The sequence below is a fragment of the Bradyrhizobium australiense genome, assembly GCF_013114825.1.
Taxonomy (GTDB): Bacteria; Pseudomonadota; Alphaproteobacteria; order Rhizobiales; family Xanthobacteraceae; genus Bradyrhizobium; species Bradyrhizobium australiense.
In genome coordinates this window covers 28,464-45,528 of the sequence record NZ_JAAVLX010000011.1, presented here as the reverse complement: position 1 = coordinate 45,528, position 17,065 = coordinate 28,464, and the positions used below count along the sequence as shown (strand labels likewise).

Sequence of the window (17,065 nt, the reverse complement as noted above, 5' to 3'; positions counted from 1 at the left end):
GCCAAGTCCCGAAACATAGACGAAATTTTCCGAAACCGCCGGGGCAGGATTTGGCCATGCCACCGCCGCAGAACATCGCAATCGGCGACCACACCTTGGACCTGTTTCGCGAGTTGCTGATCGACCCCCGCGGCGCCATCGTCCCGCTGCGCCCGCGCGCCTGGCTGGTGCTTAAGTTTCTCGCACATCGCGCCGGTAGCGTGGTCAGCAAGAACGAGCTCCTGGCGGAGGTCTGGGGCGACTCCGTGGTGACCGAGGACTCGCTTGTTCAGGCCATCGGCGACATTCGACGGGCTCTTGGGACGTCCGGCCGAATGGCTCTGCGAACGCTGCCGCGTCGGGGATACATGCTGGTCGCAGCTGACGACCGAACCGATACGGTCGTGCCGCAGCGCACTGCGGCGACGAGCTCCACCAGCCTGGGTGATCGCCTCCGCACCGAAGCCTCGCAACGCTTCGTCGGACGAGACGTCGAACTCGGCCAGCTGCGCGACGCAATTTCAAAGAGCCCGCCGCCTACGCCGCTGTATTTCGTTCACGGGCCGGGCGGGATCGGCAAAACCACCTTGCTGGAACGACTGCGCACCGAAGCGGTCGCGGGCGGCATCGGATTTGTCACATTTGACGCCGCTGGTATCCCGCCGAAACCTGATGCGCTCACCGCTGCGATAACAGGCGCGTTGGAGCTGGACGCGGCGCGCGGCCTTGAGACCCTTGCTTCAAGTCGACTGGCATCCAAACGCAACATCTTGGCGATCGATTCGTTTGAACATCTGGAGCCGGTTAGCAGCTGGGTTCGCGATACACTGCTCCCAAGCTTACCTTCCCAAGTGACCGTGGTGCTGGCCGGACGTCAACCGCCTGATTCACGTTGGACGGCGCATCCGTTGTGGTGCACAGGAATGCACTGCATCAGTCTGGATTCACTGTCTCGCGCGGAATCCGCGCGTCTGCTGGAGGCCCACGATGTTGCCGAGGGTTTTCGTGCTGCGATCCTTGGTCTCTGCCACGGACATCCGCTGGCCCTGGTCATGCTTGCCGCTGAAGTGCGGCGCCTTGACCATATCCCTCAGGGACTGGGACCAGACCTTGTCCGGGAGTTGACTGGCCGTTGCGTCGCCCAAGCCCCGACCCCGCTGCACCGGGCGGCGCTCGAGGCCTGCGCGCTAGCGCTGACGACGACAGTCCCGTTGTTGTCGGACGTAGTGGATGCGGCAAGCGCAGCTATGCTGTTCGAGTGGCTCGCTGCGCAGGACTACGTGAAGGCAAGTCCGCACGGCCTTCAGCCGCATGAGCTGGTGCGGGTGGCGATCGATGAAGAGCTGCGTTGGCGAGACCCTCAGACCTCGCGAGCGCTTCAACACGCGATCAATCGGCATCTGATTCTGCGGCTCCGGGAAGGCCGGGACATTTCACGCACCGCAGTCGAACTGCAGTTCCTTGGTCGCCATTCGCCGCTGATGCAGCGCTACTTCGATTATTCCACACTGGGTAGCGTGATGGTCGGCCCCGCGACAGAGGCTGACGCGAGCGGCATCGCATGCTTGCGTGATGCCGCTCTGCCGCCCGCCGAACGCGCGATGTTCGATCATTGGCGCGGACACAGCGCGACGCGCACGCTGGTGGCGCGTCATCGTGACAACAAGGTATGTGGAGTGACCGTCATCCTAAGGCTGGACCAACTGGACGACCGCAGCGCAGCAGTCGATCCGGTGGTGGATGCAGCGCGGCGAGCGCTAGGCGACGCACTACACGACCCGGGCGGGGCAACGGTATCGCTAATATCTCGCTTCAACATACCTGAGGGCGAAAGACGCGGACCAAACCCGGCGATGAACGCCTTGCAGATGTGCCACTCCACGCTTTGGGCAACCGAACCCAATCTGCGGTTCTATGTCGTGGTCGCCGTCCATCCGGATCACTTTGCGCCTCTTCTCGAAGGGACTGGATTCCAGCGTATGTCCGGCTGCGATCTGGTCGTCAATGATCTCCCGATGGGTTGCTTTGTGCACGACTGGCAAACCGAGCCCTGGCTGGATTGGCGCGAGCGCGCGATCGATAGGCCGCCTTCGTGATACGGGCAGTAACCGAGGAACAGCTGCTGCGAACTTCCGCTCGTGGACCACCGGCCGACCTCTACCAACCAGCAATCGCTCGCTTCGGTCCGGAAGGGGAAGTCTCAAGCAGAGCCCCGGGGCAATTGCCCTCCAAGGGCACTGCACCAGTTTCGCACCAGAAACAGCATAAGCGAAACACGACGAACGCGATCGAACCCGAACGAAAACGCAAGAAAATCAACGAACGCGTCCTTTGTCCCGTCGCTCATAACGGTCTGGTTGCAGGTTCAAGGATCGCGCTCATCGTCGCAAAGTTATCTAGCCGCACTCATCGTTCAGTACTGACGCGGCCAACCACGTCGCACAAGCGATGACGCGCCACTGCTCGGGCGGCCATCCGATTCATACTCCACGCTTGCCGAATCCCCGCACGTTCGCCCGTGTTGCTTTTCGCGGACGCTTTTGTCTGTTCCCTACTGATGGAGTTGACGGAGCGCGGAGGTGGGAAGTGACGCGGCATTGCGGAGCGAAGCCGCCAAGAGCAGAATCTTGTAACTCGGGTTCGATTGAAGCGTGACGAGCCCGAGGAAGCGCCATGTCGCCAACCTCTCCCCTTCCCGCCCGCTATCCTCCGACCGGCGCACGGCCTGCGTTTATGAGTGCCGATATGGCAGCCACATACCTTGATTATCGTGATACAAGTGAGTTGGCACGCGGGGTGAGCCGGGGTGAGGCGCCCCCACCGATCGGCCATCACGGAATTGGGCGCGCGAGAGAACCAATCTGGTCTAAGGCCGCCATTGACAACTTCATCGAGCCGGATCCAGCTCGTATGAAACCACCCCGCACTGCATTGAGGCTCCCGCGCTATTGTCGGCGAAAGCCGTTGAAGAATGGTCGATGGGCATACTTTTTTGAGCCGCCGACTTGGGCCCGCACGCAGGGTCGCCAAATTGAAGCTGAAGCATTGGGCCAGGCCGCCGTCGATCGGGCGGAGAACGTCCTCCTGCCAGCCTTCGATAGCTGGCGGTCTCGCGGCCTAGCGGACATGGGTCCCGGCAGCCGTGACGCCGGGTTCGTTTGACTGGTTAGTGGGCGTGTTCAAGGCGCACCAGAAGTGGAAGGAGATCGATCACAAGACACAGCGTCTCTACGAGCAGGGTTTGTCGCTGTTCGCCAACCACAGGCTGAAGGATGGCACGCGAGCTGGCTCGAAGCAGATTTCGGATTTCATGAAGGGTTTCGTGGACGCGGTCTATGCGAAGTTGCTCGTCGTCGAGGAAAAGGACGCAGATGGCAACATCGTAAGGCGAGAGCGCCGCCGCTTTGCGAACGCCGCGATGGTCGCCGCCGGCGGGCCTGGTTCGTCGGTCAGCGCGCAGAAGAGAAGAAGGTCCCAGCTATCAATCCGTTCTCGCGCATGGGGCTGAAGGCGCGGGCGCCCGGTCAAGCCATGCGCGACACGCCGACCGCGACCTGGGAAGAACTCGTTGCATTCCGGGCCGCCGCGAAGCGCCTTGGCTATCGATCGGTCGCGACAGCCTCGCCTGTAACTTGGGAATGGCGGCAGCGGGAAGAGCATGTCTTCGGCGCCTTCGAGATCGCTCATTATCGACCGAAGGAGCGTCCGAATAGCGTCAGGATCGTGCACCTCAAGAACGGGGAGGAAGCGTGATGGCCGTTGTTCGATGAGGCCGGTGAAGCGCTCTTCCCGGAGCCGATGGCCGAACTCGACGAAATCAAGAAGACGACGGTCTCAGGCCTCGTTTTCCGGCGGGATCACGCGCACCGTAGATCTCGCACGCCACTGCCTTGTTACTGAAAAGAAAACCTTCGCTATCTGCGTGATGTGGTGAAGGAAATCATCCGGTCCGCCGGTCTCTGAGAAGAACTGTCGTTCACCTCGTTTCGCCACAGTGGCTTTACAGAGGGAGCAGACAGCGACCTCACGGATGCTGAATTGCGCGCAGCCGGGCGGCACCGGTCCTCAAGGCAGCTCCCGACATATGCGAAGCGTACACGCAAGCAGCTCATTTCGGGCACGAAGAAGCGTCGGGAAGAGCGAACAAAGGCAGCCGGTTTGTCGGAATAGCCGCTGACCGCCTTTCGGAATGGCCGCTTCGCGAGGTCACTAAGTCCTTGAAAGGCTTGGTGGGCGCACCAGGGCTCGAACCTGGGACCCGCTGATTAAGAGTCAGCTGCTCTACCAACTGAGCTATGCGCCCGGATGCTTTAGGTCCGGAAAAACCTTCGCGAGAGGGCGTCGTTTAGCAAAGCGATCCCGGGATGTCCAGCAAGCCGGAGTAAGTTTTCCCGGGCTTTGGCGGAGGGCCGTACCGGCGAAAAGCCGCTGGATTTCAGCGGCTTCCGCCCATGTTCGAAGAGCGCTCCGATCAGGGGAGCGTCAGAGCCGCTCGGGGCCGCCACGGTCCGGGCCGCCGTCCCGGTCATCGCGATTTCGGCCATAGCCGTGATGCCGGTCAAAGTCGCGGTCCATATCCATTTCGCGCTCGAACCGGTGATGGCGCCAGCCTTCCCTGCCCCCGAACCGGTCCATACGGGTCAGGACAGCGAGCCGGCGCTTCTGGCCGTCATCCAGCGTCTTGTAGAGCGGGTCGGCCGCGTCGGCGATCTTCTTCATCGCGGTAGCCGTCGCCGACATGGTTTCCGCCCGGTCGCGCAGCCGCGTCACCGGATCATCCGGCTTCTGCTGGCTGGAATCGTCCCGCGGCGGGTTCATCCGGGCGTTGGCGCGATCGATCCTGAGCTTGGCGAACTCCCGGACCGCGGCCTCGACCGGCGGCCACAGTTTTTCCTGCTCGGCGGTCAATTTGAGACCGGCATGGACCGCTGCGATCCGCGCGTCAGCATACGCCGCCCGATCCTCCGGGCTCATCCGCATATGGCCGTAGCCCCAATGGCGGTGCTGGGCATAGACGGCGGTCGAGCCGGCGATGGCAAGAACCGCGACGGCGGCGATGGTGAATTTCCTCATGCGAACCTCCTGTGAAAGGTTGCCTGAAGATGGGCTGGCCTCAGCCAGCCTTCAACTTAAGGATTGGCAAGGGAGGCTCCCTTACCAAGATGTAATGTGACGCCGCCTGATCCATCGCAATGCGGCGCAGCTAGAGCATCCCCAACGCGCGCGGCAACCACAACGAGAGCTCCGGCACGTAGGTGACGATGCCGAGGAAGATCAGCATGGTCAAAAGCCATGGCCACACTGCGACGGTCAGTTCGGTGATGCCCATCTTGGCGATGCCGGAGGCCACGTAAAGGTTGAGCCCGACCGGCGGATGGCACATGCCGACTTCCATGTTAACGACCATCAGGATGCCCAAATGCACCGGATGGATACCGAGCTTGACCGCCACCGGAAACAGGATCGGCGCCATGATCAGCACGATCGATGACGGCTCCATCACATTGCCGGCGACCAAGAGCAGCACATTGACGATCAGCAGGAAGATGATCCAGTCGACACCCACCGAGGTGATCCAGGCCGCGATCTGCTGCGGAATGTTCTCGTTCGCCATCAGGAACGAGAACAGCACCGCGTTGGTGATGATGTAGAGGATCATCGCGCTCATGTTGGCGGAGCCGAGCAGCACCTTCGGTACGTCCTTCAGCGACATGTCGCGATAGACGAAGACCGCGATCACGAAGGCGTAGACCGCGCTGATGGCGGCAGCTTCCGTCGGCGTGAACATGCCGGCATAGATGCCGCCCAGCACGATCAGGATCAGCAGCAAGCCCCACATGCACTTGCGGAACGCCACGAAGCGCTCGGTCCAGCTTGCCTTCGGCAACCGCGGATAGTCGAACTTGTACGCGCGATAGAAGGTGGTGACGCCCAATAGCGTCGCCAGCATCATGCCCGGGATGACGCCCGCCATGAACATCTGGCCGACGGAGGCCGAGGAAACGCGGTGGCCGGCGGGATCCAGCGCGATGCTGCCGCCAGTCGCCACACAATAGATCACCATCACAATCGAGGGCGGGATCAGAATGCCGAGCGCGCCCGAGGTGGTGATGACGCCGGCGCCGAAGCGCTTGGGAAATCCCTGCTTCACCATCGCCGGCAACATGATTGCGCCGATCGCGATCACGGTCGCCGGCGACGAGCCGGACACCGCGGCGAACAGTGCGCACGCCATCACGCCGGCGAGCCCAAGGCCGCCATACCAGTGTCCGACCATCGAGGTCGCAAAATCGATCATGCGGCGCGCGACGCCGCCATGGGTCAGGAAATTGCCGGCGAGGATGAAGAACGGGATCGCCATGATCTCGAAATTGTCGATCCCGGTGAACAGTTTTAGCGCCACCGACTCGGTCGGCACGTTGGTCATCGTGAAGATGAAAGTCAGAACCGTCATGCCGAGCGCGATCGAGATCGGCATGCCCGTCAGCATCAGCGCAATCAGCAGGGTGAAAATGATCAGGGCGCTCATCGGGTGACCTCCGCCGCACCAGCGCCGGGCCCATCGACCTCGACGCCCTCGACATGGGCATGGTCATGGTGCGGCAGTTCACCGGTGCGCCAATAGGCGTACGCGACCTGCAGAAAGCGGAAGCACATCAAATAGGAGCCGAGCGGAATGCAGAGATAGACGAACCAGCTCGGGATCTCGAGATCGGGCGAGACTTGGTCCGTCTGCATCAGCCCGTAGACGAATTTCGCGCCCATGGTGCCGATCACGGCGGTGAAGAATGCGCCGCAGAACAATCCGAACAGCACGACGGCATTGCGCCAGGGCGACCTGAGCTGGTTGACCAACACGTCGACGCCGACATGGATGCCGGTGCGTACGCCGTACGCCGCGCCGAACTTCGCCACCCACACGAACATGTAGATGCACAGTTCCTGGGCCCAGGACAGGTTGATCGGAAACAGGATGGGATAAAGGATGGGAATGCCGATGAGATAGCGGTGCATCACCGCCACGAAGATGATCGTCGTCGCCAACGCCATCAGCGTCGCGATCAATATCTCCTCAAGCCGATCGAGGATGCGAAGCAGCATCAATGTCCCCCTGAAGGATCGACCCTCGTTGTCCCGGCCTGACCCTGCGCTATTCCGCGGCACCTGTTGCGGTCCGCAGTCCCCAGCCATTCATAGCATAGTTCGAACAATAAAAAGGGCTTCCGCGCCGAAGCACGGAAGCCCCCAACATCATTTAGTTGGTCGCGCCCCGCGTTTCCTTGAGGAACTCGTCGATCAGGGGCTGGCCGACGCGGTTGGCGACATCCTTGTAGACCGGCTCCATCGCCTTGCGCATGGCCGCATCCTGCTCCGGCGTCAGCGACACGATCTCGCTCTTGCCGGTCTTCTTGATTTCGGCGAGCGCGTCTTCGTTTTCCTTCGCCGACTGGCCGTTGCCGTACTCGGTTGCTTCCTTCATCGCCTTTTCACAAGCGGCGCGCACGTCGGCCGGCAGGCCGTCCCAGAACTTCTTGTTGGTGACGACGACGTAGCCGATGTAGCCGTGGTTGGTGTTGGTGATATACTTCTGCACTTCATGCATCTTCTGGGTGTAGATGTTGGACCAGGTGTTCTCCTGGCCGTCGACCACGCCGGTCTGCAGCGCCTGGTAGACTTCGGAGAACGCCATCACCTGCGGGATCACGCCGAGTGAACGGAACTGTGCTTCCAGCACCTTGGAGGACTGGATGCGGAATTTGAGGCCCTTGTAATCCGCCGGCGTGACAAGCTTCCTGTTGGCACTCATCTGCTTGAAGCCGTTGTCCCAGTAGGCAAGGCCGGTCATGCCCTTGGCATCGAGCAGCTTCAACAGCTTCGCGCCGAGAGGACCATCGGTGACCTTCCGCAGCGTCTTCAGGTCGGGAAGGATGTAGGGCAGATCGAACACTTCGAATTCCTTGACCCCGATCGGGCCGAATTTCGAGTTCGAGGGCGCCAGCATCTGCACCGCGCCGAGCTGCAGCGCCTCCAGCTCTTCCTTGTCCTTGTAGAGCTGCGAGTTTGGATAGACTTCGACCTTGACCTTGCCGCCCGTGTACTTCTCCGCCAGCTCCTTGAACTTCTCGGCCGCCAGACCTTTCGGCGTGTTGGTCGCCACCACGTGGCTGAATTTGATTACAATCGGCGACTGCGCCGCGGCCGGTCCGATCAGAGCAAGTGCCGCGATCGACGCCGCGGCCAAAATCAGTTTGCGCATGTTTCCTCCCGTTATTTCTTCGGCGCGCCAGCGCGGGCTCCGAAGCTTGCATGCCAGGTGCACCAATACAGACAAGCCCGCCGAATTGCCATTGCCCGTTAGCAGGGGCCTGCCTGGCGGACCTTGCTGCGCTGCAAAATGCGACATTCTGTCCAACTCAGGCAGCCTTGCTCGAACCTATCGGAACGGGCCGCGCATCAAGGCCCAACTGGCCGCGACTGGAATCGACTGGATGCAAGTGAGCGAGGACGGATTTTGGCGGCCGAATGTCCGCGCGCAATTCCTGACAGACGATGGCGCCGTGATCCTGATGAGCTACGTCGGGCTGGTCGAACAAACGGCGCCGTTCAAGCAAGCCGCCGAAACCAATGGACCCACCGCCTGGGACGATCAGTACATGCGCCTGTCCCTGATCTTCAACACCGGCGATCGCCGGTATGCGTGGCTGAATCAAAGCCTGTTCATCGCGGCAGGCCGGCTGCTCGGTACCGGCAGTATCGAGTATTCGGTTTTCCGCGTGACGTAGCGTTGAAAAACAGAACACCGCGCTACAACAAGGAAGCCTCGTTCATGTGATCCGTCACATGGTGAGCACGCTATCGCTTCGCCGACCCTGCGGTCTTGTTTGTCATTACGTTCCCTATAATGTCGCAGTGAGAGCTACTTCAGGCAGTGAGAGCTACTTCAGAACGGCGTTCCAGGCGATGGCGGAAATTGTAATAAACAAGGATTTGGATGTCGTCGTGCTGGGCGCGGGCATCGTCGGTGTGTCCGCGGCCTATGCTGCGCGGCAAGAGGGTCTATCGGTTCTCCTCGTGGACCGGTGTGAGCCGGGCAGCGAAACCTCGTATGGCAATACCGGCATTCTTTCCAGCGGCTCGATATTTCCGATCAATCAGCCGTCGCTGTGGAAATCGCTGCCGAAATATTTGACGAACCGGCACGCCGCGCTGCGCTGGAATATTCCCTGGGCGATCCGAAACGCAGGCTGGCTGATCCGGTTTCTGGCCAACGCGACGCCGGCAAACACCAGGGCGAGAGCCCTTGCGCTGCGTGGGCTGATCCGCCCCTCGCTGAAACTGCACCGCGAATGGATCGTCAAGGCCGAGGCGTCCGAGCGGATCCGCGAGACCGGCTGGCTCAAGGTATGGCGCAGCGACGCTGTCGCCACGGCGAAAGCCGAACAGGCGAGGCTGGCGGAATATGGCATCGAAAGCGAGCTGTTGGATCGCCCGGCGATCTCCGCGCTCGAGCCCAACATCCTGCCCGTCTACAAGGTGGGACTGCTGCACACCCAGACCGCGTCGGTGAATTCCCCTGGCGCCGTGGTGAAGGCCTATGCGCGGATGTTCACGGGCGCGGGCGGCGAACTCCGCAATACCGAGATCCGCGCCATCGAGCCCGACGGCGACGGCTGGCGCGTGGTGACGACAGACGGCGCCGTTCGCGCGCGTCATGTCGTGGTGGCGCTTGGACCGTGGTCCGCCGACCTGTTGCGGCCGCTCGGCTATCGGGTGCCATTGGCCGTCGAACGCGGCTATCATCAGGAGTTCACACCGAACGCGGCGCGTCCGCTGTCGCGGCCTATTCACGATGCCGATGGCGCCTTCCTGATGACGCCGATGGAAAACGGCATTCGCGTCACGAGCGGCGTCGAACTGACGTCACGCGATGCGCCCTCCTCGTTTGCGCAACTCGACGCGGTGATCCCGCTCGCCCGGGGCGTCGTCGAATTCGGCGAGGCCGTCGCGAAGCCCTGGCGCGGCGCGCGACCGACGCTGCCCGATAGTTTGCCGATGATCGGGCCCGCGCCACGGCATAACGGTCTGTGGCTGGCGTTCGGCCACCAACATATTGGTTTCACGACAGGCCCAGCGACCGGTGTTGCGATCGCAGCCATGATCAGCGGTGCAGAGCCGCCGTTCGATGCTGCGGCGTTTGTGCCGAGCCGATATCTGTGATGTTGGGACAACGTCATCGCGAGCGCAGCGAAGCAATCCATTTCACCAAAAGGAGGCATGGATTGCTTCATCGCTTCGCTCCTCGCAATGACGTCGGAGAATAATCCAGAGCCGTCATAGTCGGCGTCAAAGAAAAACGCGGCACCAAAGACGCCGCGTTTCCGTAAGTCCGCCGAAGAGAAGGGCCTTACCCCGCCGCCTGCGCCGGCATATCGCGCTGGCGCTTCATGACGATCTTGTTGAGCGCGCCGAGATAGGCCTTTGCCGAGGCGACCAGCGTATCCGGATCTGCCGCGCGCGCTGTCATCGAACGGCCCTCATGGGAGAGCCGCACCGAGACTTCGGCCTGCGCGTCGGTGCCTTCGGTGACGGCGTGTACCTGGTACAGTTCCAGCTTTGCTTCATGCGGCACCAGGCGCTTGATGCAATTGAACACGGCATCGACCGGGCCGTTGCCCTCGGCCTCCTCGATCCTGGTCTGGCCCTCGACGTCGAGCTTCATGGTGGCGCGCTGCGGACCATGGGTGCCGGCGATCACCGTCAGCGAGGTCAGCTTGATGCGATCATGCGAAGCCGCCATTTCCTCGTCGACCAGCGCCTCGATGTCCTCGTCGTAGATGTCCTTCTTGCGGTCGGCGAGCGCCTTCATCCGCGCAAAGGCGTCTTCGAGCTGGTTCGGGCCGAGCTTGTAACCCATCTCTTCCAGCTTGTGGACAAACGCGTGACGTCCGGAATGCTTGCCCAGCACCAGCGACGACTGCTTCAGGCCGACCATTTCGGGCCGCATGATCTCGTAGGTCGATGCGTCCTTCAGCACCCCGTCCTGATGGATGCCGCTCTCATGCGCGAACGCGTTACGGCCGACGATCGCCTTGTTGTACTGGACCGGGAACGAGGTCGCCGCCGATACCAGTTTCGAGGCGCGCGTCAGTTGCGTGGTGTCGATCTTGTTCCACCACGGAAACTTGTCGTTGCGCACGTTGATCGCCATCACGATCTCTTCGAGCGCAGCGTTGCCCGCCCGCTCGCCGATGCCGTTGACGGTGCATTCGACCTGGCGCGCGCCGCCGGCGATGCCGGCCAGCGAGTTCGCCACCGCCATGCCGAGGTCGTTATGGCAGTGGACGGAGAAGATCGCCTTGTCCGAGTTCGGCACGCGCTCGATCAGCGTCTTCATGAAGTGGGTGTATTCCTCCGGCACGGTGTAGCCCACCGTATCGGGGATGTTGACCGTGGTGGCGCCGGCCTTGATGACGGCTTCCACGATGCGGCAGAGGAAATCCATCTCGCTGCGGGTGCCGTCCTCGGCCGACCATTCGACGTCGTCGATCTGGTTCCGGGCGCGGGTGACGTTGGCGATCGAGAGCTCGACCACCTGCTCCGGCGTCATGTTCAATTTGACGCGCATGTGCAGCGGCGAGGTCGCGATCACGGTGTGGACGCGGCCGCGTTTTGCAAACTTCACCGCCTCGGCGCAGCGGTCGATGTCCTTCGGGTGCGCACGCGACAGGCCGGCGATCACGGCGTTCTTGGAGCGGCGGCCGATCTCGCTGACCGCCTGAAAATCGCCTTCCGAGGTGATCGGGAAACCGGCCTCGATGACGTCCACGCCCATGTCGTCGAGCATTTCGGCGACCTCGAGCTTTTCCTCGAACGTCATGGTCGCGCCCGGGCACTGCTCGCCGTCACGCAAGGTGGTGTCGAAAATGATAACGCGGTCCTTCTCGGACTTATTGGCGGACGTCATATGCTGAATTCCTTTTGGGTAATCGCGCCGGTTCTATGGGCGCTGAAGGGTCTGGTGATCTCGCGCGAACCCCTGAGTGCCCAGGCGCAAACGCCCAGACGGCCCTCAGGGGCCGATAAGAAGCAGAAGCCCGCCAACAAGCAGGGTGGGCGCGGTCGCAGCCGGGCGAGCAGGGGCAGCATTCGCCGCTCCACCCCGAACTCCCAACTTTTCGCTGCGAATCAGCATCGCCAGACCCTTTTGGACGCCGGAATCCTCGGCCAAAACCATTGACGGTTCGTTGCCGGGACGGCGATCCGGGCCTGTTCTAAACGAGAATGTTGGCCGGCCGCAATGCCAAAAGAGGGTCAGGAGGGGTGACCTAATGGACTATGCCGTAGCGACCTAAATTGAGAAGCCGGTGCCTCTCATCGATCATCTTGCCCGGGGCTTACCCCTCTCCCCACCCTCCCCCGCAAGGGTCCCGCAAGGGGGGAGGGAGCCTGACCAGTGCGCTTACCTCACGCGGGATGAGTGCTTCTTCACGGCGGTGCGGACCACGCGGATCTATTGCCGCCCGGTCACGTGGTCGCATCAAGCAGGTTCGCGACTATATGGATACCCGAAAAGGCTGGCAGATCATTTTCGGGGAAGCCACGGAGTTACTCTGGAGCTTTTCGTAGCGGAAATCCGTAGGGGTCTCGTAGCACCTTCTATTCGTGTCGGTGCCGGTGGCACCGCGATTTCCTCGACGCTGCTCGCGTGAGCGACTTGGCATGATCAAGAGGATCGAGGCGTAACCGCATTGCCACACCAACTAGGTTCCCCCCCCTTTGTGCTCATTAATGTGCAGACGAACTTGGCATGAAGGGTAGCCTTGCCTTGCCCTGGGGCAGGCAAAGCGGCGCGGCGAATGCGGACTCGTCGAGGGACCAGCGCGATTCCAAACCTCGAACGGGTCCGCCCGCGGCTCACGCCTCGCTTCTGTTCAATCTCCCAAGCATTCCGATCCGCAGATGCTGGATCGTATCGCGTAGGGTCGCGAGCTTCTTGCCGTCGGGCAGGACGATCGGATCGTCGAACTCGCTGGACCAAGGCATTACTCCGCGCTGTGCGCCAACAGAACAATCCGCGCGTTTCCGTCCAACAAGTTATCTTACGGCAGCGATCCTCTCAGGTCTGCAACACCGATATCCAGGGTGACTCGGCCACCGCTCTCGGGGGTTGTGCGCGTGCGGACATCACTGCGTTCGGACGCAGTGATGACTCCGCCACCATTTTCAGCCGGTCCGACACTTTGAACGATGATCGCGCCAAGCACGAGCAGTGCGACCATAATCAGCCCACTCAGGGCCGGAGTTAGATATAGATTGGACCAAAAGCGCATCATTGATACACCCATGCGCATCGCCCGCGGCCCGCTGCAGCAGGCGTCGTTGAGTCGTTAGGCGATTTGGTGACGTGGCGGTGGCGATCCGGTGTTCATTCTTGTGCACACCGTACGCCTCAACCGACGCGCTCGCACAGGCGGGATGAAGCCGAGTATCCTACGCCGACGGCAGTTCTGCCGGGAGTGTGGTCTGAGTTCGCACCAGGTACCGAGCCAGCAAATATCGGCGAGCGGCGCGCCCGCCGCTGCTACCCGACCCGCATGCGTTGCTCAATATTGGCCGCCGGTCCCCCCGCGCGGACATTGCGAGTGCCGGATGAATGTGTTTGTGAGCCCGCGATACTTTTCCACGGACTAATGGTTTCGACGATGATGTTAATTCCGGCCAACGCGCTGTCGATTTGGCGCTGCACGTTGTTGACCTCGGACTTCAGGAATTCCTGCATCTTTTGCAGTTCGGAAACTAACCCCTGAAGCTCGTCTATCGAATTTGAGGTCAACCGGGCGACGGAAGAGCTGATTCGTTCGGCGCTGATCTCCAGTGGGCCAGAGGGTTTCGACTTCTCTTGCGCTTCCGATTTGCTGAGTTGTGTCGCCAAAGCCGATTCCGCCGGAGACGTGTTTTCGTCGGGTGCGGCAGACGTTGAGGTGTCCATCAGCTTCTCCCTTGGTGCAGGTTTGTCGCGTCACCAATCCCGAACCCAATTGGTTAATAATTCGTTTACAACGCTACCCTTTGGTTAATATTTGTTTACGGCACTGCCTTGCCCCGGGTGCTGGCTGCCGCCCGCTGGCGAAGCCGGGTGATCCAGAATTCGTAGGGTGGACAAAGCGCAGCGTGCCCACCATTCCGCCCGCGTACTCGGTGCCAATGGTCGGCACGGGCGCAAGTGCGCCTTCGCACCCTACTTCTTCGTCGCTTTCCCCTCACTCACCAATGCCTCGCGGACCTTGGCGAACTCGCTGCGGTCGGCCTTGTCGACCTTTGGAAAATGCAGATCGAGGTTGTCGAGAGCTGCGACGATCGTCGAGCCGATCACCACGCGCGCGAACCATTTGTGGTCGGCGGGGACCACGATCCACGGGGCGGCTTTCGTCGAGGTGTGGCGGATCAGGTCCTGGTAGGCGGCCTGGTATTTCGCCCACAGCGCGCGCTCGCCGATGTCGGCCAGCGAGAATTTCCAGTTCTTGGCGGGCTCTTCCAGCCGCTCGAGAAAGCGCTCGCGCTGTTCCTCCTTGGAGACGTTGAGAAAGAATTTCAGGATCACGGTGCCGTTGCGCGCAAGATAGCGTTCCATGGCGGAGATGTCCTCGAAGCGTTCCTTCCAGATGTCCTTGGTCACCAGCCGAGGCGGGATCTTCTGCTTGGCGAGAATTTCCGGGTGCACCCGCACCACCAGGCATTCCTCATAATAGGAACGGTTGAAGATGCCGATGCGGCCGCGCTCCGGCAGCGCGATCATGCTGCGCCACAGGAAATCGTGGTCGAGTTCCTTGGTCGACGGCTGCTTGAACGCGGTGACCTCGCAGCCCTGCGGATTGACGCCTTCGAATACGCTCTTGATCGCGGAATCCTTGCCGGCTGCGTCCATGCCCTGGAAGATCAGCAGCAGCGACCAGCGGTCCTGCGCGTAGAGTTTTTCCTGAAATTCGGCCAATCGCTCGCGGTTCGCCTCGATGATTTTCGTCGCCCTCTCCTTGTCGAGCCCGCCCTTCTCATTGGTCTTGTGCGACTTGAGATGAAATTCGCCCGAGCCGTCGTAGCGGAACGGGGCGACGTAGGATTTCAATTCATCGGCAATCGGCTGCGAGGATTTTTTGCTCATTTCGACCCGGAGGGCTTGGGTTGCGTCTTCAATCTGTCGAGGACGCTACCAAGAATGCCCTTGGGAAGAAATATGATGAAGATCACCAGCAGCACGCCGTAGACGAGGTTGTCCCAGCCGACCGCCTTGGTGCCGAAGCCGATGCGCAGCACTTCGGCAAGCAGGATGGTGATGACGGCGCCGACAGTGGGCCCGAGCGAAACATAGAGCCCGCCGACGATGACGGCGAACACCATCTGCAGCGACACCGCAATGCCGCTGACCGTATCGGGCGAGATGAACATCTGGTACTGGCAGTACAGCGCGCCGGCGAGCGCCGTCATCAGCGCCGAGATCAGCGTGATCTTGAGCTTTTCGGCTGTCACGTTGACGCCGGCCGCGGCGGCGGCGTCCTCGTCTTCCGAGATCGCCTCCATGGCGTAGCGGCTCATGCTGCGGTCGACCCAGCGCCAGATCAGAAGGCCCAGCACCCAGACGGCGAGCGCGATCAGATACCATGTCGTCTTGTCGTCGAACTGCAGCGCCATCAGCCCGTGACCGCTGGGGGCACGGTTCGGCGTATAGCCGAGCGAGCCGCCGGTGTAGTCGCGCGTCGCGGTGATGACCTGCAGCACGATGCCTGATAACGCCAGCGTCACCAGCACGAAATAGTGCCCGGTGATGCGGAAGCGGAAACAGGGGTAAGCGACGATCAGCGCCAATATCCCCGCCGCCACCATGCTGACGGGAATGCCGATCCACGGCGAAACGCCGAGATGATTCCACAACAGCGCGGTAATATAGGCGCCGACGCCCATGAAGCCGCCATGGCCGAGCGACACCAGGCCGAAGCGGCCCATGATCGACCACGCGGTGTAGGCGAACGACCAGATCAGGATCAGCACGAGAATGTGCAGGTGATAGGGGTCGCGGTATACGAACGGCAGCGCGATCAGCGCTGCGAGGCCGATGCCCCAGGCGGCATGACGGGAATTCACGAGCGCCTCGCCAGAAGGCCCGCGGGCCGGATGAACATCATGACGATGAAGAAGGCGAACGCCAGCACGTAGCCCCATTCGAGGTCGGAGAACAGGCCGCCCAGCGAAATGATCTCGGCAAACACGAAGGCCGCGATGAAACCGCCGACGAAATTGCCTAACCCCCCGAGCACGCAGATCAGAAACGTGATCGGCCCGAACGACAGCCCGACAAAGGGATGCACGTCATATTGCAACACCAGCAGGCAGGCGGCGAGGCCGGCGAGCGCGCCGCCGAGCGCCGAGGTGATGAGATAGATGCGTTTTGTGTCGACGCCCATCAGCGACATGATCTGGCGGTCCTGCGAGATGGCGCGGATCGCGGTGCCGGTATAGGTGCGCGTCATGAAGAAGTAGACCGCCAGCATACCGAGCAAGGCGGCAATGAAGGCGAGCAGCCGCGAATAGCTGAAATGCATCTCGCCGATCGCCAGCACTGGCAGGCGGATGCCGAGGTTGCGGAAATCGATGCCGAAGGCAACGGTGGCAAAGCTCTGCAGGATAAACAGCACGCCGCCGGTGGCGAGCAACTGGTTGATCGGCGGTGCGGTGAGTAGCGGCGCGATGACGATGTAGTGCAGCGCCGCGCCAAGGGCCGCGACCAGCAGGATCGCGAACGGCGCAGCAACCCAGTACGGCAGCCCGAACACCTGGACCATGTAGTACATGCCGTACATGCCGATCATGACGAGTTCGGCGTAGCAGATCCAGGTGACGTCGATGACGCCGAAGATCAAATTGAGCCCGAGCGCGAGCAGCGCCAGCACGCCGCCGAGCAGGATGCCGTTGACCACGGCCTCCAGCAGGTAGATGTCGAAGATATCGAGGAATGCCTGCATTGGTGCTATCCTTCACCTCTCCCGCTTGCGGGGGAGGTCGGATCGCATCGGTAGATGCGATCCGGGTGGGG

At 61.7% G+C, this 17,065-nt stretch carries 17 protein-coding genes and 1 tRNA gene; 6 read left to right on the top strand and 12 right to left on the bottom strand.

Annotated features, from left to right (window positions below):
• Window positions 1-56 precede the first annotated feature (56 nt).
• The 3 genes from HCN58_RS29160 to HCN58_RS29150 all read left to right on the top strand — a co-directional run bounded on the left by HCN58_RS29160 (window position 57) and on the right by HCN58_RS29150 (window position 3,732).
• Window positions 57-2,075 (top strand): winged helix-turn-helix domain-containing protein, encoded by a 2,019-nt coding sequence (locus HCN58_RS29160; RefSeq protein WP_171582815.1) that lies wholly within the window; start codon window positions 57-59, stop codon window positions 2,073-2,075.
• A gap of 1,079 nt (window positions 2,076-3,154) precedes the next feature.
• Window positions 3,155-3,487, top strand: coding sequence for a hypothetical protein (locus HCN58_RS29155; RefSeq protein WP_171582814.1), 333 nt, complete (start codon window positions 3,155-3,157; stop codon window positions 3,485-3,487).
• A gap of 23 nt (window positions 3,488-3,510) precedes the next feature.
• Window positions 3,511-3,732: a hypothetical protein gene (locus HCN58_RS29150; protein ID WP_171582813.1), complete on the top strand. Its 222-nt coding sequence runs from the start codon at window positions 3,511-3,513 to the stop codon at window positions 3,730-3,732.
• A 474-nt stretch (window positions 3,733-4,206) separates the two neighbouring features.
• Here HCN58_RS29150 and HCN58_RS29145 read toward each other — a convergent pair.
• The 5 genes from HCN58_RS29145 to HCN58_RS29125 form a co-directional block, all read right to left on the bottom strand.
• Window positions 4,207-4,282 (bottom strand) — tRNA-Lys (locus tag HCN58_RS29145).
• A 179-nt stretch (window positions 4,283-4,461) separates the two neighbouring features.
• The gene (locus HCN58_RS29140) at window positions 4,462-5,052 is read right to left on the bottom strand and encodes a Spy/CpxP family protein refolding chaperone (RefSeq protein WP_171582812.1); all 591 of its coding nucleotides are present in this window, start codon (window positions 5,050-5,052) and stop codon (window positions 4,462-4,464) included.
• A gap of 130 nt (window positions 5,053-5,182) precedes the next feature.
• The gene (locus HCN58_RS29135) at window positions 5,183-6,508 is read right to left on the bottom strand and encodes a TRAP transporter large permease (RefSeq protein WP_171582811.1); all 1,326 of its coding nucleotides are present in this window, start codon (window positions 6,506-6,508) and stop codon (window positions 5,183-5,185) included.
• A complete protein-coding gene (locus HCN58_RS29130; RefSeq protein ID WP_171582810.1) occupies window positions 6,505-7,080 on the bottom strand; it encodes a TRAP transporter small permease in 576 nt (191 codons plus the stop codon). Before HCN58_RS29130 ends, HCN58_RS29135 begins: the two co-directional genes overlap by 4 nt.
• Window positions 7,081-7,234: 154 nt before the next feature.
• On the bottom strand, window positions 7,235-8,236 hold the full coding sequence (locus HCN58_RS29125) for a TRAP transporter substrate-binding protein (RefSeq protein ID WP_171582809.1): 1,002 nt from the start codon (window positions 8,234-8,236) through the stop codon (window positions 7,235-7,237).
• Between HCN58_RS29125 and HCN58_RS36835 the strand changes: the two genes are divergently transcribed.
• Together HCN58_RS36835 and HCN58_RS29115 are read left to right on the top strand one after the other, a co-directional pair.
• Window positions 8,235-8,762 (top strand): DUF3237 domain-containing protein, encoded by a 528-nt coding sequence (locus HCN58_RS36835; RefSeq protein WP_283814638.1) that lies wholly within the window; start codon window positions 8,235-8,237, stop codon window positions 8,760-8,762. The genes HCN58_RS29125 and HCN58_RS36835 overlap by 2 nt on opposite strands.
• Before the next feature lie 178 nt (window positions 8,763-8,940).
• Window positions 8,941-10,197, top strand: a complete 1,257-nt coding sequence (locus tag HCN58_RS29115; RefSeq protein WP_171582807.1) for an NAD(P)/FAD-dependent oxidoreductase — start codon at window positions 8,941-8,943, stop codon at window positions 10,195-10,197.
• Between the two features lie 187 nt (window positions 10,198-10,384).
• Here HCN58_RS29115 and HCN58_RS29110 read toward each other — a convergent pair whose 3' ends face one another.
• On the bottom strand, window positions 10,385-11,944 hold the full coding sequence (locus HCN58_RS29110) for a 2-isopropylmalate synthase (protein WP_171582806.1): 1,560 nt from the start codon (window positions 11,942-11,944) through the stop codon (window positions 10,385-10,387).
• A 400-nt stretch (window positions 11,945-12,344) separates the two neighbouring features.
• On the opposite strand from HCN58_RS29110, the gene HCN58_RS37535 reads away from it, so the two are divergent.
• Window positions 12,345-12,689, top strand: coding sequence for an Ada metal-binding domain-containing protein (locus HCN58_RS37535; protein ID WP_210266207.1), 345 nt, complete (start codon window positions 12,345-12,347; stop codon window positions 12,687-12,689).
• Window positions 12,690-12,894: 205 nt separating this feature from the next.
• On the opposite strand, the gene HCN58_RS36830 is transcribed toward HCN58_RS37535, so the two are convergent.
• From HCN58_RS36830 to HCN58_RS29080, 6 genes are all read right to left on the bottom strand, one after another.
• A complete protein-coding gene (locus tag HCN58_RS36830; protein ID WP_283814637.1) occupies window positions 12,895-13,023 on the bottom strand; it encodes a hypothetical protein in 129 nt (42 codons plus the stop codon).
• A gap of 56 nt (window positions 13,024-13,079) precedes the next feature.
• Window positions 13,080-13,325 carry a hypothetical protein gene (locus HCN58_RS29100; RefSeq protein WP_171582804.1) on the bottom strand — a complete coding sequence of 82 codons (246 nt, stop codon included), beginning with the start codon at window positions 13,323-13,325 and terminating at the stop codon, window positions 13,080-13,082.
• Between the two features lie 236 nt (window positions 13,326-13,561).
• Window positions 13,562-13,969 (bottom strand): hypothetical protein, encoded by a 408-nt coding sequence (locus HCN58_RS29095; RefSeq protein ID WP_171582803.1) that lies wholly within the window; start codon window positions 13,967-13,969, stop codon window positions 13,562-13,564.
• Window positions 13,970-14,218: 249 nt separating this feature from the next.
• A complete protein-coding gene (locus HCN58_RS29090) occupies window positions 14,219-15,139 on the bottom strand; it encodes a polyphosphate kinase 2 family protein (RefSeq protein WP_171582802.1) in 921 nt (306 codons plus the stop codon).
• A complete protein-coding gene (locus HCN58_RS29085; protein WP_171582801.1) occupies window positions 15,136-16,116 on the bottom strand; it encodes a branched-chain amino acid ABC transporter permease in 981 nt (326 codons plus the stop codon). The genes HCN58_RS29090 and HCN58_RS29085 overlap by 4 nt, the downstream gene beginning before the upstream one ends.
• Window positions 16,113-16,994, bottom strand: a complete 882-nt coding sequence (locus HCN58_RS29080) for a branched-chain amino acid ABC transporter permease (protein ID WP_171582800.1) — start codon at window positions 16,992-16,994, stop codon at window positions 16,113-16,115. Before HCN58_RS29080 ends, HCN58_RS29085 begins: the two co-directional genes overlap by 4 nt.
• Window positions 16,995-17,065 lie beyond the last annotated feature (71 nt).